The 24426-nt window shown below is 55.4% G+C and carries 27 protein-coding genes and 2 pseudogenes; 11 read left to right on the plus strand and 18 right to left on the minus strand.

Annotated elements, in window-relative coordinates; genetic code table 11:
• Positions 1 to 33 precede the first annotated feature (33 nt).
• Together merP and ACFFLD_RS14275 are read right to left on the minus strand one after the other, a co-directional pair.
• Complete coding sequence (gene merP, locus ACFFLD_RS14270; RefSeq protein ID WP_035557896.1) at positions 34 to 339, minus strand: mercury resistance system periplasmic binding protein MerP; 306 nt, start codon at positions 337 to 339, stop codon at positions 34 to 36.
• Positions 340 to 372: 33 nt separating this feature from the next.
• Complete coding sequence (locus ACFFLD_RS14275) at positions 373 to 792, minus strand: mercuric transporter MerT family protein (protein WP_035557893.1); 420 nt, start codon at positions 790 to 792, stop codon at positions 373 to 375.
• 78 nt (positions 793 to 870) lie between these two features.
• Between ACFFLD_RS14275 and ACFFLD_RS14280 the strand changes: the two genes are divergently transcribed.
• Positions 871 to 1269, plus strand: a complete 399-nt coding sequence (locus ACFFLD_RS14280) for a MerR family transcriptional regulator (protein ID WP_386036909.1) — start codon at positions 871 to 873, stop codon at positions 1267 to 1269.
• A 606-nt stretch (positions 1270 to 1875) separates the two neighbouring features.
• Here the strand turns inward: ACFFLD_RS14280 and ACFFLD_RS14285 are convergent.
• From ACFFLD_RS14285 to ACFFLD_RS14305, 5 genes are all read right to left on the minus strand, one after another.
• Complete coding sequence (locus ACFFLD_RS14285) at positions 1876 to 2658, minus strand: hypothetical protein (RefSeq protein WP_240719835.1); 783 nt, start codon at positions 2656 to 2658, stop codon at positions 1876 to 1878.
• Between the two features lie 125 nt (positions 2659 to 2783).
• On the minus strand, positions 2784 to 3362 hold the full coding sequence (locus ACFFLD_RS14290) for a hypothetical protein (protein WP_240719833.1): 579 nt from the start codon (positions 3360 to 3362) through the stop codon (positions 2784 to 2786).
• A gap of 194 nt (positions 3363 to 3556) precedes the next feature.
• A complete protein-coding gene (locus tag ACFFLD_RS14295) occupies positions 3557 to 3901 on the minus strand; it encodes a DUF6927 domain-containing protein (protein ID WP_386036913.1) in 345 nt (114 codons plus the stop codon).
• A 1024-nt stretch (positions 3902 to 4925) separates the two neighbouring features.
• Positions 4926 to 5336 carry a DUF6573 family protein gene (locus ACFFLD_RS14300; RefSeq protein WP_386036916.1) on the minus strand — a complete coding sequence of 137 codons (411 nt, stop codon included), beginning with the start codon at positions 5334 to 5336 and terminating at the stop codon, positions 4926 to 4928.
• Positions 5329 to 5685 (minus strand): hypothetical protein, encoded by a 357-nt coding sequence (locus ACFFLD_RS14305; protein WP_240719829.1) that lies wholly within the window; start codon positions 5683 to 5685, stop codon positions 5329 to 5331. The genes ACFFLD_RS14300 and ACFFLD_RS14305 overlap by 8 nt, the downstream gene beginning before the upstream one ends.
• 442 nt (positions 5686 to 6127) lie before the next feature.
• On the opposite strand from ACFFLD_RS14305, the gene ACFFLD_RS14310 reads away from it, so the two are divergent.
• Positions 6128 to 6658, plus strand: coding sequence for a hypothetical protein (locus tag ACFFLD_RS14310; RefSeq protein ID WP_240719828.1), 531 nt, complete (start codon positions 6128 to 6130; stop codon positions 6656 to 6658).
• A gap of 243 nt (positions 6659 to 6901) precedes the next feature.
• Here the strand turns inward: ACFFLD_RS14310 and ACFFLD_RS14315 are convergent, their stop codons facing one another.
• The 3 genes from ACFFLD_RS14315 to ACFFLD_RS14325 form a co-directional block, all read right to left on the minus strand.
• On the minus strand, positions 6902 to 7177 hold the full coding sequence (locus ACFFLD_RS14315) for a hypothetical protein (protein ID WP_035557873.1): 276 nt from the start codon (positions 7175 to 7177) through the stop codon (positions 6902 to 6904).
• A gap of 191 nt (positions 7178 to 7368) precedes the next feature.
• Positions 7369 to 7521 (minus strand): hypothetical protein, encoded by a 153-nt coding sequence (locus ACFFLD_RS14320; RefSeq protein ID WP_157826462.1) that lies wholly within the window; start codon positions 7519 to 7521, stop codon positions 7369 to 7371.
• A 457-nt stretch (positions 7522 to 7978) separates the two neighbouring features.
• Positions 7979 to 8605 carry a class I SAM-dependent methyltransferase gene (locus tag ACFFLD_RS14325; protein WP_240719825.1) on the minus strand — a complete coding sequence of 209 codons (627 nt, stop codon included), beginning with the start codon at positions 8603 to 8605 and terminating at the stop codon, positions 7979 to 7981.
• A 1487-nt stretch (positions 8606 to 10092) separates the two neighbouring features.
• Here ACFFLD_RS14325 and ACFFLD_RS14330 point away from each other — a divergent pair.
• From ACFFLD_RS14330 to ACFFLD_RS14355, 6 genes are all read left to right on the plus strand, one after another.
• A complete protein-coding gene (locus tag ACFFLD_RS14330; protein WP_240719823.1) occupies positions 10093 to 10239 on the plus strand; it encodes a hypothetical protein in 147 nt (48 codons plus the stop codon).
• 287 nt (positions 10240 to 10526) lie between these two features.
• Positions 10527 to 11438, plus strand: coding sequence for an MBL fold metallo-hydrolase (locus ACFFLD_RS14335; protein ID WP_240719821.1), 912 nt, complete (start codon positions 10527 to 10529; stop codon positions 11436 to 11438).
• Positions 11439 to 11458: 20 nt separating this feature from the next.
• Positions 11459 to 11887, plus strand: a complete 429-nt coding sequence (locus ACFFLD_RS14340; protein ID WP_240719819.1) for a TIGR01244 family sulfur transferase — start codon at positions 11459 to 11461, stop codon at positions 11885 to 11887.
• A 69-nt stretch (positions 11888 to 11956) separates the two neighbouring features.
• A complete protein-coding gene (locus tag ACFFLD_RS14345; protein ID WP_306420927.1) occupies positions 11957 to 12130 on the plus strand; it encodes a hypothetical protein in 174 nt (57 codons plus the stop codon).
• A 110-nt stretch (positions 12131 to 12240) separates the two neighbouring features.
• The gene (locus ACFFLD_RS14350; RefSeq protein ID WP_240719817.1) at positions 12241 to 12702 is read left to right on the plus strand and encodes a YeeE/YedE family protein; all 462 of its coding nucleotides are present in this window, start codon (positions 12241 to 12243) and stop codon (positions 12700 to 12702) included.
• Complete coding sequence (locus ACFFLD_RS14355) at positions 12699 to 13112, plus strand: DUF6691 family protein (protein WP_240719815.1); 414 nt, start codon at positions 12699 to 12701, stop codon at positions 13110 to 13112. The genes ACFFLD_RS14350 and ACFFLD_RS14355 overlap by 4 nt, the downstream gene beginning before the upstream one ends.
• A 236-nt stretch (positions 13113 to 13348) precedes the next feature.
• On the opposite strand, the pseudogene ACFFLD_RS14360 reads toward ACFFLD_RS14355, so the two are convergent.
• A pseudogene (locus tag ACFFLD_RS14360) lies at positions 13349 to 14071 on the minus strand (IS3 family transposase); the annotation flags it as partial.
• Between the two features lie 161 nt (positions 14072 to 14232).
• Between ACFFLD_RS14360 and ACFFLD_RS14365 the strand changes: the two are divergent.
• Together ACFFLD_RS14365 and ACFFLD_RS14370 are read left to right on the plus strand one after the other, a co-directional pair.
• A complete protein-coding gene (locus ACFFLD_RS14365; protein ID WP_306420926.1) occupies positions 14233 to 14640 on the plus strand; it encodes an alcohol dehydrogenase catalytic domain-containing protein in 408 nt (135 codons plus the stop codon).
• Positions 14628 to 15215, plus strand: coding sequence for a zinc-binding dehydrogenase (locus ACFFLD_RS14370; protein ID WP_306420925.1), 588 nt, complete (start codon positions 14628 to 14630; stop codon positions 15213 to 15215). The genes ACFFLD_RS14365 and ACFFLD_RS14370 overlap by 13 nt, the downstream gene beginning before the upstream one ends.
• Before the next feature lie 382 nt (positions 15216 to 15597).
• Here ACFFLD_RS14370 and ACFFLD_RS14375 read toward each other — a convergent pair whose 3' ends face one another.
• From ACFFLD_RS14375 to ACFFLD_RS14385, 3 genes are read right to left on the minus strand one after another with little or no spacing between them, the layout of a single operon-like run.
• Positions 15598 to 16125, minus strand: a complete 528-nt coding sequence (locus ACFFLD_RS14375; protein WP_127059532.1) for an EAL domain-containing protein — start codon at positions 16123 to 16125, stop codon at positions 15598 to 15600.
• A 9-nt stretch (positions 16126 to 16134) separates the two neighbouring features.
• Entirely contained in the window at positions 16135 to 16458 is a 324-nt protein-coding gene (locus ACFFLD_RS14380) for an EAL domain-containing protein (protein ID WP_101145389.1), read from the minus strand.
• 21 nt (positions 16459 to 16479) lie between these two features.
• Positions 16480 to 17892: a sensor domain-containing diguanylate cyclase gene (locus ACFFLD_RS14385; protein ID WP_240719813.1), complete on the minus strand. Its 1413-nt coding sequence runs from the start codon at positions 17890 to 17892 to the stop codon at positions 16480 to 16482.
• Between the two features lie 712 nt (positions 17893 to 18604).
• Between ACFFLD_RS14385 and ACFFLD_RS14390 the strand changes: the two are divergent.
• Positions 18605 to 19177: pseudogene (locus ACFFLD_RS14390) on the plus strand (recombinase family protein); the annotation flags it as partial.
• Between the two features lie 445 nt (positions 19178 to 19622).
• On the opposite strand, the gene ACFFLD_RS14395 reads toward ACFFLD_RS14390, so the two are convergent.
• From ACFFLD_RS14395 to ACFFLD_RS14410, 4 genes are all read right to left on the minus strand, one after another.
• Positions 19623 to 20246, minus strand: a complete 624-nt coding sequence (locus ACFFLD_RS14395; RefSeq protein WP_232774555.1) for an RES family NAD+ phosphorylase — start codon at positions 20244 to 20246, stop codon at positions 19623 to 19625.
• Positions 20247 to 20285: 39 nt separating this feature from the next.
• Positions 20286 to 20705, minus strand: a complete 420-nt coding sequence (locus tag ACFFLD_RS14400; RefSeq protein WP_035557849.1) for a hypothetical protein — start codon at positions 20703 to 20705, stop codon at positions 20286 to 20288.
• Positions 20706 to 20801: 96 nt separating this feature from the next.
• Positions 20802 to 23783 (minus strand): hypothetical protein, encoded by a 2982-nt coding sequence (locus tag ACFFLD_RS14405; protein ID WP_240719811.1) that lies wholly within the window; start codon positions 23781 to 23783, stop codon positions 20802 to 20804.
• The gene (locus ACFFLD_RS14410) at positions 23780 to 24424 is read right to left on the minus strand and encodes a M48 family metalloprotease (protein ID WP_240719809.1); all 645 of its coding nucleotides are present in this window, start codon (positions 24422 to 24424) and stop codon (positions 23780 to 23782) included. The genes ACFFLD_RS14405 and ACFFLD_RS14410 overlap by 4 nt, the downstream gene beginning before the upstream one ends.
• Positions 24425 to 24426 lie beyond the last annotated feature (2 nt).

The raw sequence follows: 24426 nt of genomic DNA on the forward strand, positions 1-24426 counted from the left end.
TCCCGCAGCCCTCGATGAACGTGGGCTAGGTGGTTACTGGGCTTGTTTAGTTTTCTCGGAGGCCAGGCGCGACGGATAGCCCGCATTGGTCGTAGCGGCGGTCAAGTCCGCCACGCTCGCCTCGGCATCTTCGAAGGTCACGGTGGCGCTTTTTTCCTCGTAGGAAACCGTGGCGTTCTCCACACCGAGCACTTGATTGAGCGCTTTCTTGACGGTGTAGGGACAGGTCGAACAGGTCATATTGTCAACAGCCAGGGTGACGGTCTGTTGAGCGGCGAAGGCCGTCCCGGCACTTGCCGCGGACAAAAAAAGCGTACCGATCAAGGTGCTAAATTTCATATAAGAAAGACTCCAGGAAAATTTGAAGGTGTATTAGCCAAGGAACAGCGGGGCGATATACGGCCAGGCAAGCACCAAAACGACGAGTGCCGTCGCACCCCACAACGCTATCTTGATCACTCGCTCGGCAAGCGGCGTGCCGCAATAGCCATCCACATCACAAGCGTTGGCCCGGCAGGCGCTCTTGGGCTTGCGATAAACCTTATAAAAACCGATACCGAGCATTGCCAGGGTGAAGGCGAGAAAGAGCGGCTGGTAGGGCGCAAGCGCCGTGAGATTGCTCATCCAGGCCCCGCCGATGCCCAGTGAGAGAAATACCACCGGCAGAATGCAGCAGGCGGAGGCGAGTATCGCGCCAATGACACTACCGCTTGCCAGTAGGCCTTTGCGCCCTGATCGGCTCGTCGTGGTTTGCTCGCTTCGATCAAGCGTCTGGTCTTTACTGTCTTGCATAGTGATTCTCTTGCAATTTGGGTATTCATAGCTACTGTAGCCCCTGTAGCTACTACAGGATCAAGAGGAAAGTAGGCCATGCCATTACGCCGAGGGGAGCTAGCCAGACGAGCCGGTTGCAACATCGAGACGGTTCGGTACTACGAGCGCATTGGGCTTATGCCGAATCCGACCCGAAGCGAGAACGGCTTTCGTAGCTATGAAGAGCGCCACCTCACACGGCTGACGTTTATCCGCCGAGCGCGCGAACTGGGATTTACGCTCGAAGAGGTGCAGGACCTTCTACGACTGGTTGATGGCGGGCATTACACCTGCGCTCAGGTACAGGAGCTTGCACTCAGGCATACCGACGATATCCAGCGCAAGATAAATGACCTGCATCGCATGCAACGCGCCTTAAAAGAAATGTCGGCCCAATGCAGCGGAGAGGAAGTTCCCAAATGTCCCATCATAGAAATTCTTTCTGAGACCTCTTAGCCGAATACCTATTACTGCGGTGTGGTTCATCTTTTACCTCTTCGCATCAGAGCGGCTTAAGGCAATCTCTGTGATTGACGTCCTCCTTCTCTTTCTCGCTGATCGGCGAAGAACCATAAAAAAAGCCCCTGACCGAAAGGTTCAGGGGCTAGTGAATCATGTAGGTCTAATTGAGCAGCGTGTCACGACAGTCTGGGAAATCCCGCGGTACTCGCCGTGTTCCTTGACTCGCCCCTTCAGTACAACCTTACTCCCCTCAAGGGCCTTACCTGTTTTCCAGACAATGTACCGACCTTCGAGGTCGCAGAATATGTGCTTCCACATCAGCTCCCATCGCGTATCTGATGAAAAGGACCGCTTACGCACAACTTCCATCTCCAACTGATCGCCAGGATCTCCAGCATAGCCGAGAGCCATCATTGACTCGGTGTTAACAGCTGACTCCTCATGTCGATCGTAGGCAGTGACAGCCGCCGTCATAACGCCGACTCCGCGTTTAAGCTTAACCAAGTCGAAACGAGCATGATGAACAATCATCGTCTCGAAATCGTTATGCTCAGTCTGCAGAGGGATCACTTGCCGTGCCCAAGCTATTACCGCATCAGCCTACGCCACGTCCTCAGAGACACACGCCTTCATTCGCTTGCTGACCATCGGGACTGAACGAGCCATCTCACCCACAATTTCTGCTGTGGCCAGGTCGCCAGTTTCTTCTGCTCGAGCACGAGACACGAAGCCTCGCTCCCGAATCTGCCTTACTGCCGCGGCAACCAGCCATCGCAGCTCGACAACAGCCTCTGGAGGGCGACCGCCGCATATGCCCACCTCATCGATCTCTTCCATCATATTGATAACAGAGACCAATAGTTGAGCACGGGCCATCATCGACTCAGCGCCTTGGTGGCCAAGATAGTCCTTGAGGCATGTCTTTCCGACCTCTAGGACAACGCCAATTGCCATCTCTTCCATCAGAAAGAGATAACGCCGCTCACGCCGTTTGTTGCAGTGGCTGCAGTCGCCCGTGGCGTCGCCCGATCTGTATGGCTCGGGCAATCGGCTATATGCCCACTCCAAGGGAGTGCCCCGTGCTGCCTGGTTCGCTGCCATGTCGATTCGCGCCAGCAAGCGATACCCGTCCAGCTTCGGAGGTTCGCCACTGACTGCGACTTTCACGGCAACGATCTGCTCCAGCTTAAAGTGCGACAGTCGATCTTCAAGATCCAACTTCTCACGAGCCCAGGGCTTTACAGCCTCTTCCAGCACGTTGATCTCGAAGGGCGCCATGCCAAGTTTCTTTGCCTTGCGATCGAGCCGTTCTACCATTTCGCGCAGTGCAGGAAGGTGGCACTTCGGTATCCAGCAGGTGGTCTTGTCTGTCTGTGTCGTCATGATCCTTACTCCTCTCTCATTCCTGCGTAAATGCAGGACTCAAGATGAGGTAGGGGAGTAACTGACCAGCTAAGTGTTTCGCACGCGAAACAAAGAGGGTTCATAGTACTGTCGCTATGGCTGTGTCAGGCAGCTCTTTTCGTCCTGTGACGAGAAAGGGTAAGCAACTGCTGTAGCCGAGAGGCCTGCCGATGCAGCCTTTGGGCTGTCGAAAAATTGTCCCATCCTGACTGAAAGCTACCCTCTCGATTCAGCTCCTCAATCTGAACTGCCGTTTCGGCCCATTGGCTAGGAGGTATTGTGTCCACGAGCCAGCCCCCTCGTTCGTAAAGGTCTATAACAACCCCATCACTATTGCAGATACGCATGTTCAAAGGCCTGAACAATCCTTCATATACGTCTTCGGCTTCACTCGATGCCTGATAAAACTCAGCAAAACCAGCCTCAGCCAGCTCACGCAGTTTGTAATACTCAGTGTATGGAGGTACAGCCACAGAACGTGAGGTTTCCTTCTCAAAGAATGCGAGCCCTGGCGCGTGATCGTACATGTTCATCTTCACCTCACCCTCAATGGTGATCGAGGCGCCGGTTGCGGGCAGCACATTAGTGCCGAACGCTTGATCAAAATAGCCGGCCAAACTAGCAGCGATATTTTTCTGTAGCTCTCGAAGAAACAAGCGGTCTTCATGCGTTAAGTCAGTCATAACGGCTTCCATTTGGCTAAGGTGAGTTTCAGTATCGGGGGGGGGGAGGGTGAAGCAAAGGGGCTTCATGAGGTGAACACGAACACGGCCAAAGCCTCAGGAAGTGATAGGGGCTTGTGTGTCAGGTGGTATAGCGCGGCTGGCGCCAGCGTGAAAAAGCCCCATGCTGAGAACAGCAGAGAGGGCTTGAAATACTACGCGAGCACTACAGCATCATCCAGGTGGCGGGCCTGAAGCCTTACCAAGCTGGACGAGCCATCTGGCCTGAAAACATTGCGTTTGCGCGGCAAGTCCACCTTGGTGAATGTGTCGCACTCCAGGCCTCCAACGAACCGTACTGTGTACGGTAGTTTTATCCGATCGCCATTTTGCAGACGCACACGCTGCTTTTTCGATTCAGCATGCTTTAGGCATCTCTCACGCCATTCGCTGGCATACTTCAGTCCGACTCCCTCTACTACCCCCAACTGCTCCAGCTCCTCAAGCGGAGATAGCAGTTTGAGAATCGATGCAGGGCACTGTGACAAGGCTGGCCCCATGGTTTCATCCATCGACTAGTAGCAAAACTCTCCCTGCGAACAGCTAGTTTTCACGACCGCCGCTATCGTGTACTCAATAGACGCATGATCCGAGGTCTCTCCCGTCCGCTGGACCCTAATCGCAGCGTAGTAGGTAGAGCCCACGAAACTCGACTTCAGCACTTCGTTAGATCCATCCTGGTTGGTGTGTTCCTTGTCCAGGTAGGCTTTACGGTCGGACGGCTTTGGTATGCATAAAGTACCCATAATCTTACTCCTCTCTCATTCCTGCGGTATTGCAGGTCTCAGGAGGGGATAGGGGTGAAACTGACAGAAAATGTTACGCATGCGAAACATAGCGGCTGGGCCGCTTGACCCATTAGCTATCGAATGGCCAGGCAGGCTTGTTAGAGCTGAAAATCTGGCCATGATTTTACAGCTGCAACGTGCTCTGGCTCGACAATGAAAGGGGCCGAAGCCATCCCTAGCAGCTTCATCATGGTTATAATGCGATGGCGTCCATCCTGCAACGCTGGGCGGCCGCCAGGCAATGCTGACATCCAAGGGTGGTAACACCAGCCCTCCGAGAGGTCTCGCACCACCTTGTTCCATCTTGCCGGGTTCAATGAATACTAATCTTCCTCTTCCAAGGTCTCGAGGGCCGAACGCAATGGCAGCTTGATGACATGGAAACCGTCTGTGCCAGGAGGTCGGCGAAACGAAATTGGATTGTCTATGTCCAGCTCGTATTTGCAGCTATACGGCGGCAAGTTGTCCAATGATTGGAAGTCATACCACTCGCTTCCATCCTCGCAAAATGCATCTGTACACATGCGCATAAAAAAATACGCTGAAATGCTTTCTGGGACGGGCGGCAAAGGTCCCTGTGTCGTCATTTTTATCCTTTAGTAGCTAACTAAGGCTGCCGAGTTGTTTGCTCCAAAGCCAACAAAGCATGCCCCAGGCGCTAAGCATAGAACCCCCCCCCAGGCAGCACAATGCTGACTGGGGGCTCAGAATGAGGATTGGTTACTGCGCGATCGCGTCAGTCCTCCTCGGGTAGCATGATCGTTATAACCGGCTCAGGGGTATCCCCTGGGCCGATAATCATAACGACATGCTTGGGCACAACGACTGAATCAGATGCCTCTTTCTCCATCACGTCAACAATGAAGTTGATACATCTCTCGTTGCGCTCCTTCGCAGCAGCCTCAAGGGCCACAAGCAATACATCATCTAGCCGCTTTTCTTCTTCCAAAAGCGCGTCTAGTGAGTTTGTACCGTCATGCCACGCCACCAATGCCTCCCAGGCTGCAGCAGTCATGGCAACAGGCACCTTGAAACCCATCATGTTGCCGGCGGCGTGCTCAGCACGTTCGCTGACATCTACCAAATTGCCATCTTCGATGGCATCCGCACGGGAATAGCTATGGATCATGTCAATTTCATCAAACATGAGCAGAAGCCCCCTGTGGGCGTGACGCCAAAAAAGCAGCCATTGAGATGGATGTTACCTCAGGCCCAATCGGCAACTTCCAGGCGCCCTCACGCCTAACAACGCGAGCCAGCCGATCAGCAGCAAAGCATAGCCCCCAGCGCTCACTAGATCGCTCAGACAGGCCGCTTGCTTCGTGCGTAACCTCCCACATCCAGTCAGCATCCACATCAACACAAGAGCGGACTTTGAACACCTGCTCGCTTATTCGCACCCTCCGGCTCAGACCTTCAACGCCTAAGTATTCACCGAAGTTACCGCCGCGACGGCTGTAGATGATAGTTTCCAAACGCTCGCCAAATGTTTCCATTGGAATTCTCTCTCTTCTCTCTCTCACATTCCTGCTAAGCAGGTCTCAAGAAGAGATAGGGGCCTTGCTGACGTTGAAAAGTATGGTATTGGTAGCCCCCTACCTGTTTCGCATGCGAAACAATCAATTCAGGAGATACCTATGGTCGGTCCAGCAACAGCCCAAGACAGCACTACAGAGGGAGCGCCCAGAGAGAACTTGCGTGTTATCCAGGTTCGCCACCGAGAGACACCCAACAGCGAGACCCCAGACGCGACTTTGATGATCGAGCACATAGAACACATCGTTGGGCAGGGCGCTTCGAGTTAAACGAATCGACACCCAGCGGCCTCCTGAGGGAAATGAACTCAAATGGTCAGCTGCATATTCGCCTTCAAGTTCAACAGATAGGGAGCGGGTCAGACTCACTCACGGTGAATGCAGAGGTCCCACAGATATTCAAATGCTTCTTACCGGCCTACGCGGGTTTCGCGTCGGCACCTACCTGATGGCAGAGATCGTCACCTGGTCCAGGCAGTGGCCGCTGGTAGAGGTAATGAAGATCGAGCTGTCGTGGCAAGATGAAAAGCTAGGCGCACACAATGGAAATAACAAGGTTAGGCGTGATCGATTCTATGAGCAGTTCGGTATTGAATTCATCCCTAGTGAAACCGAATCGCAGATAACCGCTCGTTCGAAATACATGCTTGCTGAAAACCTGACGACTGACGATGCAGAGCATGCCTGGCGATTGATTATCTGCGAGATGAATGCGAGTGACTGGCTAGTTGATCAGCAGCTCAAGCTGGAAGAGCAGGGAGGGCAGCTAGCGAAGCCCAAGCTAAAGGCTACGTTTTCTGAGAAAAGGCGCGACCTGATTGAAGCACATCCATTCCGTTATGCTGCGCATCGGTTGGTAACCAACCCTATCGCATGGATTTCCCTAGCAGTGGTGCCCGCGGCCTTTCACCTTGCCAAGGGTGTGATTAGTTAATACCACCGACATTTTTCGTATAACGGAAATAAAAAAGCTCTTCGCAAAGGAAGAGCTTGTTGAATGAGAGATCAATGTCTCTTGTCCTGGCGAGAATGACAATCGCCAGGATTCAGCTAACTGCTGCTGCCGTCCTGATGGTGACGATGCTTGCTGCGTTCAATTTGAACGAACGTGAATAAACACACGGCCGCCATAAAGACTGCAAAAGCTGTAACTAACCATCCAAAAGGGCTCATAAATTCAATCCTTTTCTGCACTGTTGCGCTCAATTCTTACAAGAAACGCAATACCTGTTACCCAAATGATAGCACCTACGAAAAACATGGCAACTGATGCACCAAGAGTGATTTTCTCGCTAGGAGCGAAGAAACCCAGAACTCCGGCACCCATAGCGCCAAGACCGAGTTTTCGTACATCGTCTGTCAGTGCCTGCAGGCTGTCCGGCCCCAGCAGAGGCTGGCCATCCTGCATCCTTCGTCGCACCGTGGCGACCCATTGTTGAAACTTTACGCTCATGTTCCTACTCCTCTCATTCCTGCTGGATTGCAGGTCTCAAGAGGAGATAGGGGGCAGGGTGACACTCAGGTTCGTAAATAGGGTGCACAGCGAATTTTCCGTGAACGATAGCTATCACGCGGGCGACTCGACTAGCGCGGATCCGCCTGCCGATGCCAATGTCCGGCTCGTTGCGTCGTTCTTGACCAGCGTCAGGTGAGACTGGTCTGCGTCAGCAGTTCATCGAGCAGGCCGTTCAGAGTGCGCCGAAGGTAGATCAACAGACCCTTCTCCTTGGCCACCACCGTTACCTTGGCGAAGAGATTAGAGGCGGCGGGGAAAGGCGTTCGCACTACGGGGCCCATGACCAGTTTCACCCCCCCCACAGCAGGCCGAGGCCGCGCACATCGCCGATCCAGCGATAGCATAGACCTACCGTCCTTAACATGCAGAACGGCAGATGCAAAAGCAGTGGCCTAGCGAAAGACCACACTGGCGATTAGGGCAATGCCAATTAAGAAAAGCACCATAATGCCGATAGTTTGCCGGGTACTGGGCCTGTTGAGCCTCGTAAACCACTGTTGAACCCGAGACCTCATTACCTGGGCTCAAGATAAAAACCAGAATGTCACTCCGAGATAGAGCCGAGGGTGACCGTACCGAGACAGGGGTGGAGAAACATAACATGCTGGCGATCACGTTACTGGGCCGCTGGCTCCGCCATGCATGCTGGGCTACACCAGCAGCTGTGTAGCATGTAATTGATTTTTTCACATCTCGCGCCCCGGAGTTCGCCATCTACCGCCAGCGAACCCAGTTCACTCACCCGACAGCGGGAGGCTTGGCCGCGCCTTCATACATGAACGTCATGGTCTTGGGACGACCGAGATAGCCTGTAGCCAGATCCTGGAGTACAAAGCCGGCATTGAGAAGCAACACCTCTGTCTGCCGATCCAGATGGCAGCCACCGGCGCAACGCTTCCAATACGGAGTCAGCCGTTGCTGCCAGCTGGCAACACGGGTTTCTGGCGCGAGTCCATGCTCGACAAAAATCAATTGTCCCCCGGGCTTGAGCACCCTTCGCGCCTGGGCTAGAGCCGCTTCTATGTCTGGAATCGTGCAGAGTGTCCAAGTACTCAGGACCGTGTCTATGCTGTCGTCAGGTAGTATTATCTGCTCTGCGCCCATTTGCAGCACTTCCACCTTGAAAGGGGCTTTGTTAATACGCTTTTGCGCAAGCTTTAAAAGGCCACCATCCGGCTCCACTGCATAGTACTTCTCTATAAGCTCAGGGTTGTAATAAGGTAGGTTAACTCCAGATCCAAATCCAAGTTCTAAGACACTCCCCCGAGCTTTGGCCACGGTACGTTGACGATATTTCTTAAGCATCCCCGCTCCCATCGTCAGGTTGATCAGATGCGGCAGTATGTGGCGACTATAAAAACCCATGGCACTTCCTCCACATTCGATAGGGATAAAACTCATATCATTGTGTTGTAAGCCTATAGCACCCCCGCTAAGCCAGCTTGTGCCCTTTGTTGCCCTCCATCTCTGGGGCACTACAACGCGCTCGTTCCCGTCCTAGGTGTTGAACTTTCCGGCAATGTCTACTGCTACGACTATTGCGCCCAAGACCCATCGGGCAAGAAGAAGGAGTGATGCTCGTCATGTCTTTCTCCTTTTTGGCGCGGGCGTGACCGGGCCTATGGGCAAGGAGATGGTCGGTAAATCACTTCCCAGCTTGGTTAGGGATCCAGCTGCGCTGAGACCGTGCGGTGATCTGGAGTACCTCCTTCATGCGCAGCGTCGAGAATAGGCCCGAGGCGAACGTCAAAGCCACCACCACTCACAACGCCGCAGCCAGTCCCAGTGTATCCGCTACCACCCCTGCGATAATAGCGCCTAAGAAATAGCCAAGATCACGCCAGAGGCGATAGATGCCAACCGAGGATCACCACGCTGGATGCACGACATCACCGATGACGACGAACAGGGTAGGATAAACCATCGCTTTACCTATCCCAATAGGAACGCGCCCGTCGCAAATCCCGAAAATCCTACGGAGACAGCAAACACCACAATGACCACTGCTGGCAGACGATGAGCGAAATGGTGGCTTGCGGCGGATTGATGATGTGGTGGGATGGACCTGCTCTGTCTGCTTGTAATCCTGCTCCTCGTGCTTGGGGTTGCCGCACTCGTATAGTACTTGTTCTTTAGCAACAGGCAATGAGTGGCTGCGGATGTCCCGCGCCTCAGTTGGAATAACATGGCACTCGTATATGCCGGCTATCTGCCCTTGTGTGAACTTGGGAAGCAAATGGTTGTACTCACTGAGAGCCCTCAGTATCCTCACCGCTTTTAAGGTCTCGCTTATTTTTTTAATAGATACTTAACGAGAGCCCCAATCCCGAGCACAAGCAGTATTAGGACAAGAAGCCCTATCAGCCCCATCCCCCACATCATTGCATCACCGTTCATCATTCCATCCATCATTGTTTCTCTCCCTTTCTATCTCATTTACAGTAATGGTTACGTTAAGCACACCTCGCTTAGCTTTTCCTGCCGATAACGCCACGCCTTGAATTTCATCCTGACTTGGATTCGCTTTTTGTCGATTTGCACGAGCTATCTTCTTACCCTTTCCTCGTGGGCTGATTGTTACAAAGTCAGTACTTCAGTCCCTGTACAGCACCTATAGCGCATACTCCTCGAGCTCGTTGAGCCCGAATTCCACGCTGCAGAAGGGTAAATGGACAAAAATCACCCTAGATATCTAATGGTCACAGTTGGCAGAAGTCAGCACTGTTTCTCCTAGGAAGACCCCAGCCAATCTAAGTTTTGCGACGTTTACTTCAATGCATGCTCGATATCTCCTCCCGGTCCAGTTCGTTGGGCCGACGGAAACCTGCGTAGGAATGCTTAGGAAATCAGCCATGTTTGGTCGAGCCGCATACCCAGACTGGCGGTTGATTGTGTCAGCCGTGTTGGCTGCGATCCGTGAAGCCATGGATGGCAAAGTATTTGTCGAGCATTCCCTTGTAGCTACGCACGCACCCAAAGCCCGCCGTACACGGCCATGATCAGCTATAACAAGCCTCCTTACCAATGGGGATTTTTGCCATTGCAAGTATCGTCAGCTTGGCCCTGCATGATCTAGCACAGGTCGGCAAACTTCATCCTCATCAGGATTTCTATCGCATCATTATAGTCCACGAAGCCCTGAAATGGGTCAATCCAGCGAAACAGAGTAGGTGTTTCTCCTTGAAGGCTGCCGCGATAAATGATTTGTGCGGTTTGGTTGCTGATGCTAGACATTATGTTTTTTTGTTCTAACCTAGTAACGTTTTTACCAACAACCGAGGATGCCATGCAAACGTTTCGACACTCGCCAGGCAAGCCAGATGTTGTCGGCTTCTACGACATGCGGACCTCTAGCGTGCAGTACGTTGTTAGCGATCCTGTGACTCGGCGCTGCGCAATCATCGACCCAGTCCTAGATTTCGATGAAAAGTCCGGCGCTATCGCAACGCACCATGCGAATGAATTGCTGGACTACGTTGCCAGCCAAGGGCTGAAGGTCGAATGGATTCTGGATACCCATCCGCACGCGGACCATTTTTCGGCAGCACAGTATCTAAAGGAAAAGACAGGGGCACCAAAGGCCATAGGAGCTTACGTTACACAAGTGCAAGCGCTATGGAAGGATATATACAACTGGCCCGACTGTCCGGATGACGGCCGCCAGTGGGACCACCTTTTTGTAGAGGGCGATACTTTCCACGTGGGCGAGATAGAAGGCCGGATTATGTTTTCGCCCGGCCATACCAAGGCGTCGATCACCTACGTCATCGGCGATGCGGCGTTCGTGCACGACACGCTGTTTCAGCCGGATGGTGGTACGGCCCGTGCCGATTTCCCCGGTGGCAATGCTCACAAGCTGTGGGATTCCATTCAGGCCATCCTGACACTGCCGGACGACACTCGGCTCTTTACCGGTCACGACTACATGCCCGGCGATCGTGAGCCAGAGTGGGAAAGCACAGTGAGTGCCCAGCGCGAAACCAATATTCATCTCCAAGACAGCCCGACAGCGGAAAGCTTCATCGCTTTGCGTAACGAACGTGACGCAAAGCTGCCCATGCCGAAACTGATCTTGCACGCTTTGCAAGTCAATATCCGGGGCGGCGACCTGCCAGAGCCAGAGGATAATGGTCGTCGTTACCTGAAGATTCCCCTCGATGCTCTACCGGGAGCCGCCTGGGATGAGGCGCGCTCCTAAAGCGACCAAGGAGGTAACCTATGGATATCAAACCGCTAGATGATCGCCTTTTTGTGACAGCACAACCTCGCCTCGACGAACTTGAACAACTCGCCGAGCAAGGGTTCCGCACCATTATCTCCAATCGCCCGCGTGGGGAAAGTGATGACCAGCCGGATCCCGATGCTCTCAAGGCTAAGGCAGAATCACTGGGTATGGTCTGGCATGAAGTTCCCGTCAAGCCCGGCAAGTATTCCCAGCAGGACATTGCCGCCTTTGCCGATGCCCTGGAGTTATCGCCGACTCCCGTGATCGGTTTCTGCCGGACCGGCACACGGGTCGCTCATCTCTGGGCCTATTCACAGGTCTCGCATCGTCCGATTTCGGAACTCGTCGGTGCTGCCAAGTCGGCCGGCTATGACCTAGAGCCGCTTCGCGAGAGCCTCGAAAACCAGGCCAATGACAACTAATAGCGCTGACCGGCATGGCCAGTTTGCGCCGCTATTTCCCCATCGCTCAGTGGCTGCCAGGCCGTCAACTTGATCGATGCCTCGGCACTGGATAGTTTGGAGTCGATCAACCCGCGTTTGAGTGATGCGGGGTTACAACTGCACCTCTGCGAGGTCAAGGGGCCAGAGATGAACCGCCTGCTGAAGACAGCATTCCTACGCAATTTCAGCGGTAATGTCTTCCTGAACACGTTCGATGCTTGACATGCCTTGCACGTTCATTCTTCTGCAGAGCTGAGCGATCCCGACAATGACGATGCTTCGACACGGCTTGTCCGACATATTTCAAATACCTGACATAGAGGAGACACAACGTGGACATAGGGGCAAGTCTTTCCGGTTTGATCGGCGGTGTGCTGATCGGCCTGGCAGCTGTATGGCTGATGGCAACGCTGGGTCGTATTTCCGGCGTCAGCGGAATCCTCTCCGGACTATTGCTGGAGCAACCCGCAGGAGATTCGGCTTGGCGCCTGGCCTTCCTGCTGGGTCTGTTCAGCGGCCCACTCATCCTTATTTTACTGGGAGGTGGGCTAGGTAATGTCTCCGGTGCACCGGATGAGGTCATCGGTCAGCCGGCGGGAGATATCGGGCTGATGCTGCTGGCAGGTCTATTGGTCGGCGTCGGGACAAAAGTCGGCAGCGGCTGTACTAGTGGTCACGGCGTCAGCGGCCTGGCGCGACTCTCACCACGATCGTTGGCGGCCACCTTAACCTTTCTTGGAAGCGCCATGCTGACCGTCTTCGTCATGCGTCATCTCATCGGAGGTGGCATATGAAAACGTTGATGGGTTATCTCGCCGGGTTGCTGTTCGGGTTAGGGTTGGCGATCGGCGGCATGACCGACCCGACCCGGGTGCTGAATTTCCTTGATGTGTTTGGAGATTGGGACCCGACCTTGATGTTTGTACTAGGCGGTGCCGTCACCACGACGTTCATCGGTTATCGACTCGTGCTGCGCCGCTCACAGCCCTTGTTTGCTCAGGCCTTCCAACTACCCACTCGGCGTGATCTGGATGGAAGACTGATGGGTGGGGCGGTCCTGTTCGGAATTGGCTGGGGATTGTCCGGTTATTGCCCCGGACCAGCATTCGCCTCTTTCGCTGGGCTGACCACGCCACTCATGGCAATGCTACTGTCGATGATAGGAGGATGGTGGCTGGCAAAGCGGTTCTCAGGCAGTCGCTGATCGGCGCTTGAGCTTCAACCATATTTTCTACGATTGAAGAATAGGTTTATTAGAAGTGTAATTCTAGTAAAGCACTAAACAATTCATCTCTGGGCAAGTGAAGCAGTCAACATGGCCCGAGTATTCTCTGCGCGACCACTTTTTAGCCACTACCGCTGGCTTTATTACCGTACAGCCGTGTTTCAGGCTGCCACGCCGGATTTCAAGACCCACTAACCCCATGAGCGTGTTCTTGGCATCGTCCAGCCAATCGTTTTCCTAGCAAATAAGTCCATAACAACGGCTAGATAAGCCCAGCGATTGCCAGTCCAGATATAGGTGACATCGCCACACCAAACGCGGTTGGGCGCCTCAACGTTAAACTGACGCGCTAAGTGGTTCGGTACCTCAGCATGTTCTTCGCCCGTTTTCTTGTAGCTATGACCGGGTATTTGGCAACTAATCAGGCCAAGTTTTTCCATCAGGCGGCCAGCGCGATAGCGACTTAACGGTACATTCTGCCTTGTCGCCATCTCTGCAATGCTGCGCGCCCCTGCAGAGCCTTCGCTCTCGCGAAATAGCTCTCTGACCTTGGCTATTTCCTTAGTCTTCGTGGCACACACAGGCCTTTTTGAACGTTGTCTCCAGTATTTAAAGCTGCTGCGATGCACGCCAAACACGTCACACAGTTTTTTTACCGGGTAGCTCGTCTTGAGTTTCTCGATTAGCGAGAAGTGTTCAGGAAGTCCGACATCAAGAGAGCGGTAGCCTTTTTTTAGGATGTCTTTTTCCATCTCAATGTCACGGATGCGCTTTTAAAGCTCGCGAATCTTGAGCTGATCGGGTGTCATGGGCGTTGCTTTAGGGCTTTGGTCATCACGCTCTTGGCGTAACTGACGAACCCATTTATCCATGCTCGAATGCCCCACATTTATGGCTTCAGCCGCTTCACGAACAGTGTAGTGTTGATCGACGACCAGCTGTGCTGCTTCGAGACGGAATTCAGGGCTAAAGTTACGTTTTGGTCATGTTGTCATGCTGCCACCTAGTGATGTCTTGGTGCATATTAGCACCTCTAATTAGGTGGCCAAATTCACTATGCCACTACAATAAAAGACCCCACCACGACACGAGGTGCAACATGTTCAAAGCCATCCTGTTCGACAAGCAAGACAACCGGCAGCAGGCGACGCTCGAGACCCTTGACGAGTCGCAGCTGCCCGAGGGCGACGTCACCGTCCGGGTCGACTGCAGCACCCTCAACTACAAGGACGCCCTGGCCATCACCGGCAAGGGGCCAGTGGTGCGTGCCTTCCCCATGGTGCCGGGCATCGACCTAGCCAGTACGGTGGAGGCCTCCGCGAGCGAGGCCTATGCGCCGGGCGATGCAGTGCTGCTCAACGGATGGGGAGTGGGCGAGGGCCACTGGGGCGGACTGGCCGAGAAGGCCCGTCTAGAGAGCCGCTGGCTGATTCCCCTGCCGGCGGCCTTCACGCCACGCCAAGCCAGGGCATCGGCACCGCCGGCTACACCGCCATGCTCTCAGTGATGGCGTTAGAGAGGCAAGGCGTCACCCCGGAGCAGGGTGATGTGCTGGTCACCGGCGCCAACGGAGGGGTCGGCAGCTACGCCATCGCGCTGCTCACGCGGCTGGGCTACCGGGTGGTGGCCTACACCGGCCGCCCAGAGGAGACCGACTACCTCCAAGGGCTCGGCGCCGCGGAGGTGATCGACCGGGCTACCCTCTCCGAGCCGGGACGCCCGCTGGGCAAGGAGCGCTGGGCGGGAGCTATCGACGCCGTGGGCAGCCACACCCTGGCCAACGTCCTGGCCTCAACCCGCTACGGTGGCACGGTGGCCGCCTGCGGTCTGGCCCAGGGCATGGACCTGTCCGCCAGCGTCGCGCCCTTTATCCTGCGCGGCGTGACCCTGGCGGGGATCGACAGCGTGATGCGCCCCTACGCGGATAGCGTCGAGTCCTGGCGGCGTCTGGGGGAGCTGCTGGTTCCCGAGCAGCTCGATGCTATCACCAGCTCCATCGCCCTCGACGACGCCATCGAGGCGGCCGATGATCTGCTCGCCGGTCGCATTCGCGGACGCGTAGTAGTGACCATGGCTCTATAAATCCGAATAATAGGTACGTTTTCTTTACGTAGAAAATTTAACGTAATTTATTTACGCAAAATTGCCCCTCCAGGAAGTCCTGGTGTCATTTTCAGAAGACGGCTGCACCAGCGCATCGAGCGGACCGCCCGGTGTGCAGTGGTCTTCTGAAAGAATTGTTTCAGCAATCGCCTTCACCAACCTCGACTATGCTCAGTCCTCCTAAGCACCATGGGCGGGTCGAGGCATGGCATCAGATACATCACCAATTGCCGAGCAAGGCGTGACCATCCTGTCCGACCTGAGCACAGGCCCAGTTCCGAACGTCCATCATCGGAGCCTTGGTGACACTTGAATTGGGGCATGAGGCCGCCGCACGCATCAAGGTCAGCAAGACGGCCCTCTACGCCGTTTTGAAGGCCAGCCAGCCCGACACGCCAGTGGGCCTTGGGCGGGGCAACGGGCAACGGGCAACTACAATGCTCGACCATGCACCACGATAGTGCATGGCCGGACACAGGGATGACTCCCTGGCGCCTGATGGGGCATGCCCCGAGACCGAGACGCTCTCGTTCCAGGACGCCGTTGGGGAAGGCGAGGGCGGGGCCATCAGGGCAATGATGTCGGCCACCGAGGTCGGACGGCTGAAGAGGAAGCCCTGGCCGTGGGTGCAGCCGGTATCGCGCACGAACGCTTCCTGCTCGGGGGTGTCGATCCCCTCGGCGATGGTCTTCATGCCACAGTGGTTGGCCATGAAGACGATGGTCTTGACCAGCGAGGCGTTCAGCGAGGAGGCTTTCGGGCCGGACACGAACGACTTGTCGATCTTGACCGTTTCCAGGGGATAGCGGCCCAGGTCGCCAAGGCCGTAATACCCCGTGCCGAAGTCATCCAGCACCAGGCGGTATCCTCGCTTCGCCAGGTCGAGCAGTACACGGTGCTAGTTGTCACTTTCCAAGATCAACAGGCTCTCGGTGATCTCGAGCTTGATGCTGGAAGACTCTACGCCGTGTTTTTCCAGCAGCTGTTTCAGTTTGAACGGAAACGTCAGGTCGCGCAGCTGCTTGGCCGAGATATTGATCGAGACCGTGATATTCCGGCCCGTTTCTTCCGCCACGGGAATGAATTCGGCCGGCAACACCTCCCCCAGTTCCTTGTGGCGCCACCGGAGCAGTGCTTCCATGCCGGTGATCTCACGGCTCACCAGAGAATAGATAGGCTGATAGCGCAGGTACAGCTCTTCATGGGTCAGGCAATGAGCCAACAGACCCTTCAGCCTTGCATGTTACTGCGAGCGCTCCTCCATCGTTGCATCATAGAAGCAGAACAGGTTTGTGCCCCTCGACTTGGCTTGGTACATGGCGATATCGGCATAGCGGAACACATCGGAGAGATCCTGAGTGTCGTCGGGAATCATCGCGATCCCGATACTCGCCCCGACCAGCATGTGCTTGCCGCCCACCTCAACGGGGCCCGCCAGCAGGGCATGAATCTTGTCGACGACCCGTGACACATCTTCCTCAGAGGCGACGTCGGTCAGCAACAGACAGAATTCATCACCACCGAAGCGTGCCACATCGTCCTCGGTGCGCACGAGCTTCGCCATGGATTTGGCCACCCAGCACAGCAGCTCATCGCCGGCGGTATGGCCCAGGGTGTCGTTGACGGCCTTGAAACCGTCCAGGTCAACGTAGAGGACTCCGGCCTTCAGCTTATGGCGGATGCAGCGCGCCAACTCGTGGTTCAGGTGCTCTATAAACAGCGACCGGTTCGCCAATCCGGTGAGAAAATCGTAGTTCGCCTGACGAAAAAGCAGTTCCCGACTGGTGCTCAATTCCATGAGGTGACCATGGGCCAGCCTGCCATAGGCTCGCAGCCGTCGATAGAAGAAGAGGCTGCCCGCGAGGATCAGTAGCACGCCTCCAATCACCCAGGGTAGGAGCTGTGTGAGGAGGCTCTGGCCAGGATGCTCCGGACGCCATTGAAGGGTGCCCAGCGGCTCGCCGCTCGGTGTTGCCAGGGGGAGGGACGCCAGTTGGCCTGTCTCCCGAGGGGGAGCTGCCGCTGCAGGCAGCAGACGCAGGGCCTCGATCTGAAAATCACGACGCCAAGCGCCCAGAATGGCCTCGTCGATGTAGTTGACCAGGATCAGATAGCCATGCGCCTGATCGGTGGCATACGGGGTCGGGTCGTAGGCCACATACGGCGACACGGCGACCAGGGCAGGCGCTCCCTGGATATCCAGGATGTCAGATGCGGGCTCGGGGTCGGCGAAATCGGTGTCGATGGCCTCGGCCATGAGCTGCTTGAACTCGGCGGTCAGCAGGCCCTCGGGCAGCGCCTCCAGTTCCGTACCCTTGTGTACGCCGTGGATCAGTGTCGCCTCGCGATCCAGACTCACTACCCAGTCGGTACCGTACTGGTTCTGCAGATAACCGCTGACGTTTTCCATGGCCCAGTCGGTGTCTCGCTGGTAGATTACCAGCTCGACGGCCTCGTTCCACCAGCTATAATCTCGGCTGCGGTTGGCCAGTTCCTCGAGCTCGAGATCGAGCAGTCGCTGCACCTGCTCCCGCGACTTCGCTTCGGCATAGCGATCGAGCGACTGCGACGACAGGATCACCACCCCGAAGACCCCGGCCACGGCGATCAAGATCGTGACCAGGCTGATTAAGAGACCGCGCCCCAGGGCTCTCATAAGCCGTTCACTGGACTCGATGGAGGCCAATTCGTCCTGAGGGGCGCTATCCCCGCGTTCTTGTCCGGCGTGCACTTACACGTTGTCCATGTCGAAGCCTTAAGAAGAGTATCCGCGTGCTCTTTCGCCAAAGAGCCTTCGTCGCCCGTCGCTTGTCGCGCTTGTGCGAACAGACTGTGATATAGCTCATAACTTATCTGTAAGGAAGTTACACTGAAAGCGTCTCAAGAGTAATTTTATTCACCCGTAATCGGCCACCACTCCCTTTAACGCTGGATAGAGAAGCACTGCTGGAGGCACCGCGGCTGCCGGCAGTCAGGGCAGCGAGCGATGGTGACGGAACGATGAACCCGCCATATTCATCAGCGCGTCGAACGCGTGTGTTGAGCCCATTGATTGCCTGTCGTTGTCAGAAGGTGGTTGTACCCATACATTGGGCGGTTCGCCCGGTGTGCAGCGGACTTGTGAACGAGCCGTGTCAAACGATCCTCGAATTGGTTCAGCATGGCGGCGCACAATGCAGCCTGTCCGAGAAACGATCATTAGGCGGCCAATCCGGACATTGTCCGACAACAGCTTGTTTGATGTATTTTGGGACAATAAGATAAACGGACGGATTAGCGGACAAAAGGGGCAGTCAATGGCGCTGATTGGCTATGCGCGGGTCCCGACGGCGGAGCAGAACACCGCCTTGTAGACCGATGCGCTTCGCAAGGCGGAGTGCGAGCGAATCTTTGATGACACCGTCTCCGGGGCCAAGGAAGAACGACCCGGCCTAACAGCCGCGCTGGGGTTCCTGCGCGACGGGGATGTGCTGGTTGTGTGGCGACTGGATCGACTGGGACGCTCACTGCCGCATCTGATCGAAGTGGTCAGCACTCTGGACGCGCGTGGCGTCGGATTCCGGTCGCTGACCGAAAGCATCGATACCACCACGCCGGGTGGGCGGCTGATCTTCCACGTGTTCGGCGCCTTGGGGCAGTTCGAGCGTGATCTGATCCGTGATCGCACCAAGGCGGGGCTGGCCGCTGCCGCCGCCCGTGGGCGCAAAGGAGAATGCAAGCCCGTTGTCACCGACGACAAGCTGAAGCGGGCAAGGGAGCACCTCGCCAATGGGCTGAGCATCCGCGAGGCCGCCGCACGCATCAAGGTCAGCAAGACGGCCCTTTACGCCGCTTTGGAGGCCAGCCAGTCCGAAGCCCCAGACCACAGTGCAACCGACTTCAGACACGCAGTGCGATCGTCTTCTGAAAATAACACCTGGAGGGGCAAGCTTCATGTGTAAAGAAAACTGGACTGCTCTGTGTTCTCCGGACACTTCTAGCCTAATAGTGATGCTTTATATCGACTTTATGATCAAAGATGGCAGAAAATCAGCCGATATGTGTAAGCATAATAGTATTAAACTTGGAGCATTTAAGGATAGGCCAGTAAGAACTTGGACTGGCTGCAGTCCCCTGAACCCAATTGATACTGATTTTTAAGAAGGCACCACCGAGCTAGCAACTTATTCCACTTAGCGCTGTTCATAGCTTTTCTCATTATTCGAGCTTTCAAAAAGCATGACTGACCGGATGGATTAAGCGGTTTTGAAAATGCCTCCCTCAGCAGACAGCCTGGGGAAGCGTGAAATCAACAGTCTGGGCGAACTACAAGCCCGTATAACCCATGCTTAACGGGCAGGTTCTCCGTTTGCCATCAATTGATAGCCTTACTGTGGCAGAGTAGGATCAGTCCCAAGTAAGGAACCTTACCTGCGCTTTCTGCCGCTCGATCCCGAACTCCGCTGGCTCGACATCTGCAAAGGGCTGCCCCTCCATCGCTAGCCAGTAGCAACGTAGATCAGCATCGCCTCGGACAATCAGCACATCATCATGATTTTGCATCCTTCTCTTCTCATTCCCGTATGACAGGTCTCGAAGAGAGGTAGGGGCGGTGTGACGTGAAATGAAGGCGTCGGTGTAGACTACGAGGTTTACACCCCGTGGATTGGCCAACGACGGGAACAGTATGCCGCTAGCACCAGCCTCCAAGGCTAGGTCAGCGAGCAACCAGCTGGGCGGTTCAACGCGATCATTAAACAAAATTCTACGCCAGTCACAACCCATTTCCTGCCAGAGAGAGTCCCAGTCAGCCGTGTACCCATGGCTGAAGTCCACTACTGTGGCCAACGCTACCGTGTAGCTCACAATAAGACCGGGTGGCATCAGGGTCGAGAGCTGCCGGCACTCCTCAAGCGCGGTCAGCTCTTCCAGAGCAAGGTAGAGTGCGGGAACCCCGATACGATTGAGGCGACCGCCATGCTGGGCGGCGCCTGCGCCACTTGTGGGGGGCGATGGCCCAGCGGGGGACATGGACACGATAGGCTGGTTGATCTGCCAGGCTGGTAAGGATCATCCAGCCGCGCCTGCGTGAAGTGATTGAACATAGTTCAATAGATCCTCAGCTCGTCCCTCGCTGACCAACTGCTCTGGTGTCCTGAAATTGAATGCGCTGATCGGTTCATTACGAAACCAGAACGCGGCATCCTGAAAATTACCATTTATGTCAGCCGCTGCTCCCATGACTCGCACCGCATCCCGTAAGTAAGTCTGCAGCTTCTCAGCCCCCTGGGCGCGGTTTACAGTAACGCGGTGGACATGCGCCCGCGAGGCCAGCGTCTGTACATCCATGCCCAGGGCAAGGCAGAACATCCTCGGGCTGATGATTGGGCTCTTGGTTTGCCGTGCCCGAGCTTTCAAGTCAGCGAGGAATTGATTGAAAGTGTCGGGAGCAACGTAATCGGACGGCTCGATGATTGCTTCAACGCTCATAGCCTATTTTCCCTGCAAAAATGCAGCGATGTTGCTACATAAATGCATCATATAACTTCAGCGCTTCGAAGTCCATCTCCGCAAGGTGATGTTTGGTCAACTGAACAGCTTAGGCACTCCTTTTACTTCCGCCTTGGCACCGGCAGGCTTGGATGACCCTCTGCTCGCTTTCACTTGGCCTGTCTGTTCGCTTTTATCCGCTGGCGCTTCGTTGTTTAAAGCCTTTTGGCGACCAGCCGAGGTCCCACCTCGCTTCTTCAGGCGTCGCTGGATAGGTGAGGATGTCCGTACATCTTTCTGCCCAGACACAGCCGATTTCTGCTGTTCTGTAGCACCTTGCGTCGTTTTATCAACCATGACAGTAGGGACTGGCTGATGGCTCGGCTGTGTCACTGGGGACTCATGCTCAGCTGTGGCCAGCATTGCCTCCCCCAGGCCAAGTTGAATATGGGTATCATTCGGTGCGTTATCGGCCTCTGGGCTCCAGTCACCCAGCTCAGCCGAAACATCACTATGGTTATCTGCGTCAGCCCCTAGCGTCAGCTGACTAATCTCTGAAAAGTCATTCGTGGGTTCGGCTTGCTCAGCGATCAGTTCAACATCCCCCCCGCTTGTTGTGGGCGAAATTTGGTCATTGGTCGCTATCTGTGCAACGTTCCCACCGGCCGCCTCAACAATCTCATTTAGTAACCAAGCTCCCTCTGATTCTCTTTTAAATCCTGCTGGAGTCTTAGTATGAATGGAATTACTCATCCCATCCTGCTCATAATGTGCAATATCCCCACCGACACCGGGGACATCCTCTAGCAGCCAAGCGCCAACTATAGCCTTTTCGTCGCCTGTTTCAGCTTTGGCTGAGGCCTGCTGATTCTGGGCATCATTGCCTTTCTGTGCAGCATCCCCACCGCAAGGTATTGGCTGGCCCGTGCCTTCCTGTGTAGTGTTCTCACCTGCCGTATGAGAATCGTCCAGCAGCCAGGCACCATCTATAACTTTTTCTCCGCCTGTTTCAGCCATTGCGGAAGCCTGCTGGTTCTGGGTGCCATTGCCTTTCTGTGCAGCATCCCCACCGCAAGGGGTGGGCTGGCGCATCTCTTCCTGTGCAGTATTCCCACCTGCCGCATGGAGATCATCCATCAGCTTGGCACCGGCTATATCTTTTTCTTCGCCTGTTTCAACCATTGCGGAGGCCTGCTGGTTCTGGGTGTCATTGCCTTTCTGTGCAGCATCCCCACCGCAAGGGATGGGCTGGCGCGTCTCTTCCTGTGCAGTATCCCCACCTGCCGCATGGAGATCATCCATCGGCTTGGCACCGGCTATATCTTTTCCTTCGCCTGTTTCAACCATTGCGGAGGCCTGCTGGTTCTGGGTGCCATTGCCTTTCTGTGCAGCATCCCCACCGCAAGGGGTGGGCTGTCGCGTCTCTTCCTGTGCAGTATTCCCACCTGCCGCCTGGGAATCATCTAGCAGCCAGGAGGAAGCCACGTCGGTATTCGTGAGTGATTCATGGCTGAATGTAGAGGTTTTGCTCGCTGCCCCTAAACTCTTCTGTGCAGCATTCCCACTGGTTTTCGTTGCATCACCCGTACCCGTAGGCACTGAAGCAAACAGGCTGACATCACATACGTCTGACGCTGGAATACCTTTAGGCTTAGTCATGCGCTCTTCCCGCTTACCACTGTCTTTTGTTGGCGCAACGCCAGCGTTGCTACTGTGCTTGCCCTGGGGGCCGAGGACGGTTACCTCATAAGCGGTTTCTCGCGGGTATAGGCCTTGGTGTTCTACTGGCAGCTCCACCGCGATCATTCCCCTGAACTCGATTATGCCGGAACGTACCCGCCACAACGCTTGGTCAGATGGCAACGTCCAGGTCTTCGCCGCTTCGCTCCCCTCTGGCACTCCCTCCATTTCAGTGATGAGCCAGCCGCGATCGGCCAATGCTGCCAAAAGTGCCTGTGTAAACTCCCCTGATTTACCTCGGGCTCGAAAGTCACCGCCAAAGGCCGCGGCAACGTCATCATCCAGCTTGGAAAGGGCTGTCTCCCGAACATGATGTTCGGAGAGGTAAAGCCGCTCACCAACGCGGAAGCCTGCCGCTTTGACACGCTTCGCTAAACCTTTCACCTGATAGGGTACTTGGGGAACCACTCGCAAGAACGTTTCGATCGCCAGCTCCTGGACATTCAGATTCTCAAGCACCTTGCGTTTCTCGCCTCGTGTAGCGAGGCCGTCTATCTCTCGCAGCTGCTGGAGGAGAGTGACTGCGCGGCGCACCCCCTTGCTACTGAGGCCAGGGAAAGCCACTGGCATCAGGTTGGGAGAATGCTCGTATTTTACTGCCAGCAACAGTATGGCTCGCTCATCCTCAGGCAGCTCCCACCACGCGGGGAACTTTGCCAACAGACGCCCGCTCTGTTTATCGTGGTAGGACAGGCGGACCCACTGCCCGTCCTGTTTCGCATGCGAAACAGTCTTGCCAATATCATGTGCTGCCGCGGCAAGAGGGAGGAGGGGATCGGCACCTTCGTACTCGAAGGCCTCATCGATCACGCCTAGATGGTGCTCAAGCAGTGTCGTACTGTGGCCGTCACCGCAAAAAGCATCAGGGTGAGCCTGGAGGTAACCGAGCAACTGGTTAATTAGCGGCATGTGATGTGCCGGAACGTTACCCGACAGCTGCGCTTTCACTGGCTTGAAGTTAATCGGATCAGGATAAGGCATGTACGTAATTGAGAGATCCATGCCCCGGAACTCACCGCGAGATTTAGCGCGCTGTCGACGTGTTATTAATCCCATTCCCACTATGAGCAGAACGATCACAGAGCCAGCAGCCATTCCCCCGGCTAACCATGGCCAGACAACACGCAACCTTGCCAGGACGACCTCAGTGGCCGCTGATGCCGCGTTCGCGGGGTTTATCTCTTCGTCACCCTCTACCCAAAAGCCAGCGCCAGCTAGCCACTCCTGCAGCGTTTCCGGCCCCATGAAGTAAAAAGCAGTAGCCGCGGCGAGACTGTAGAAGATAGTTAGAGCAATAACGGATCTTAGCAGTGTCGAGCGATACCCCATCAAACTCATGTCATACGCTCCAGGCGCTTGATACGCCGATATGTCGGCGGATGTGTCGAGAAAAGCCCTAATGCCAAGCGAATCCCCAAGCTCGCCACAGAAAAGTACAAGCCGCTCAACAGGCCAATCAGGGGAATGGGACGAAGAATTGTATAGATCAACCGCGCCAGCCAAAGCGCCACCCGCAAAATGCTGTGCTGCGTCCACCAGTATAGGCTCGCAGACGCATCGCCGCGGCGAAGGTGTGACCTCTCGTGCGCCAGCAGCCACTCAAGCTCATCAGGAGGCAGATTGAGGGCGCCCCGGGAAACGATTACAACGCCACCCGTAGGGCTCGGCATAGCATAGGCCTGAAGGGCAGGCGTCTCGTAAACCCAGACACGATCTGCAATCTCACGAGCCCTTGGGAATAGCCGGCCGATACGGTAACTGGCTGGCGCCAGCCTAAGCCCTAGCCAGGCGAGGGCAGTTAGCCACCCACCTGCGAGGTAGGTGGCCTTGGCCAGCCAAGTGACTGTCATAAGCTCACCAGGGGGACGTATGAACTCCAGGGGTAAGCCAACGAAGACCACCACCGGCAATACCACCATCACAGTATAACCAAGCGCCCCAGCGAAACAGGCCGACAAGGCAGACAGGAGCGCCAGCATAA

It is taken from the genome of Vreelandella sulfidaeris (assembly GCF_042429665.1).
Taxonomy (GTDB): Bacteria; Pseudomonadota; Gammaproteobacteria; order Pseudomonadales; family Halomonadaceae; genus Vreelandella.

What these genes read in the sequence shown, in the direction of transcription:
- ACFFLD_RS14305 (WP_240719829.1), bottom strand. Translation starts at nt 5,685, where the DNA reads ATGGAAACATTTGGCGAGCGTTTGGAAACTATCATCTACAGCCGTCGC.
- ACFFLD_RS14370 (WP_306420925.1), top strand. Translation starts at nt 14,628, where the DNA reads ATGCTCTCAGTGATGGCGTTAGAGAGGCAAGGCGTCACCCCGGAGCAG.
- ACFFLD_RS14325 (WP_240719825.1), bottom strand. Translation starts at nt 8,605, where the DNA reads ATGGGTTTTTATAGTCGCCACATACTGCCGCATCTGATCAACCTGACG.
- ACFFLD_RS14280 (WP_386036909.1), top strand. Translation starts at nt 871, where the DNA reads ATGCCATTACGCCGAGGGGAGCTAGCCAGACGAGCCGGTTGCAACATC.
- ACFFLD_RS14320 (WP_157826462.1), bottom strand. Translation starts at nt 7,521, where the DNA reads ATGGGCCCCGTAGTGCGAACGCCTTTCCCCGCCGCCTCTAATCTCTTC.
- ACFFLD_RS14400 (WP_035557849.1), bottom strand. Translation starts at nt 20,705, where the DNA reads ATGAGCGTTGAAGCAATCATCGAGCCGTCCGATTACGTTGCTCCCGAC.
- ACFFLD_RS14295 (WP_386036913.1), bottom strand. Translation starts at nt 3,901, where the DNA reads ATGGGGCCAGCCTTGTCACAGTGCCCTGCATCGATTCTCAAACTGCTA.
- ACFFLD_RS14290 (WP_240719833.1), bottom strand. Translation starts at nt 3,362, where the DNA reads ATGACTGACTTAACGCATGAAGACCGCTTGTTTCTTCGAGAGCTACAG.
- ACFFLD_RS14275 (WP_035557893.1), bottom strand. Translation starts at nt 792, where the DNA reads ATGCAAGACAGTAAAGACCAGACGCTTGATCGAAGCGAGCAAACCACG.
- merP (WP_035557896.1), bottom strand. Translation starts at nt 339, where the DNA reads ATGAAATTTAGCACCTTGATCGGTACGCTTTTTTTGTCCGCGGCAAGT.
- ACFFLD_RS14405 (WP_240719811.1), bottom strand. Translation starts at nt 23,783, where the DNA reads ATGAGTTTGATGGGGTATCGCTCGACACTGCTAAGATCCGTTATTGCT.
- ACFFLD_RS14365 (WP_306420926.1), top strand. Translation starts at nt 14,233, where the DNA reads ATGTTCAAAGCCATCCTGTTCGACAAGCAAGACAACCGGCAGCAGGCG.
- ACFFLD_RS14355 (WP_240719815.1), top strand. Translation starts at nt 12,699, where the DNA reads ATGAAAACGTTGATGGGTTATCTCGCCGGGTTGCTGTTCGGGTTAGGG.
- ACFFLD_RS14315 (WP_035557873.1), bottom strand. Translation starts at nt 7,177, where the DNA reads ATGAGCGTAAAGTTTCAACAATGGGTCGCCACGGTGCGACGAAGGATG.
- ACFFLD_RS14330 (WP_240719823.1), top strand. Translation starts at nt 10,093, where the DNA reads ATGTTTGGTCGAGCCGCATACCCAGACTGGCGGTTGATTGTGTCAGCC.
- ACFFLD_RS14410 (WP_240719809.1), bottom strand. Translation starts at nt 24,424, where the DNA reads ATGCTGGCGCTCCTGTCTGCCTTGTCGGCCTGTTTCGCTGGGGCGCTT.
- ACFFLD_RS14300 (WP_386036916.1), bottom strand. Translation starts at nt 5,336, where the DNA reads ATGTTTGATGAAATTGACATGATCCATAGCTATTCCCGTGCGGATGCC.
- ACFFLD_RS14385 (WP_240719813.1), bottom strand. Translation starts at nt 17,892, where the DNA reads ATGAGAGCCCTGGGGCGCGGTCTCTTAATCAGCCTGGTCACGATCTTG.
- ACFFLD_RS14285 (WP_240719835.1), bottom strand. Translation starts at nt 2,658, where the DNA reads ATGACGACACAGACAGACAAGACCACCTGCTGGATACCGAAGTGCCAC.
- ACFFLD_RS14340 (WP_240719819.1), top strand. Translation starts at nt 11,459, where the DNA reads ATGGATATCAAACCGCTAGATGATCGCCTTTTTGTGACAGCACAACCT.
- ACFFLD_RS14310 (WP_240719828.1), top strand. Translation starts at nt 6,128, where the DNA reads ATGCTTCTTACCGGCCTACGCGGGTTTCGCGTCGGCACCTACCTGATG.
- ACFFLD_RS14335 (WP_240719821.1), top strand. Translation starts at nt 10,527, where the DNA reads ATGCAAACGTTTCGACACTCGCCAGGCAAGCCAGATGTTGTCGGCTTC.
- ACFFLD_RS14395 (WP_232774555.1), bottom strand. Translation starts at nt 20,246, where the DNA reads ATGTCCCCCGCTGGGCCATCGCCCCCCACAAGTGGCGCAGGCGCCGCC.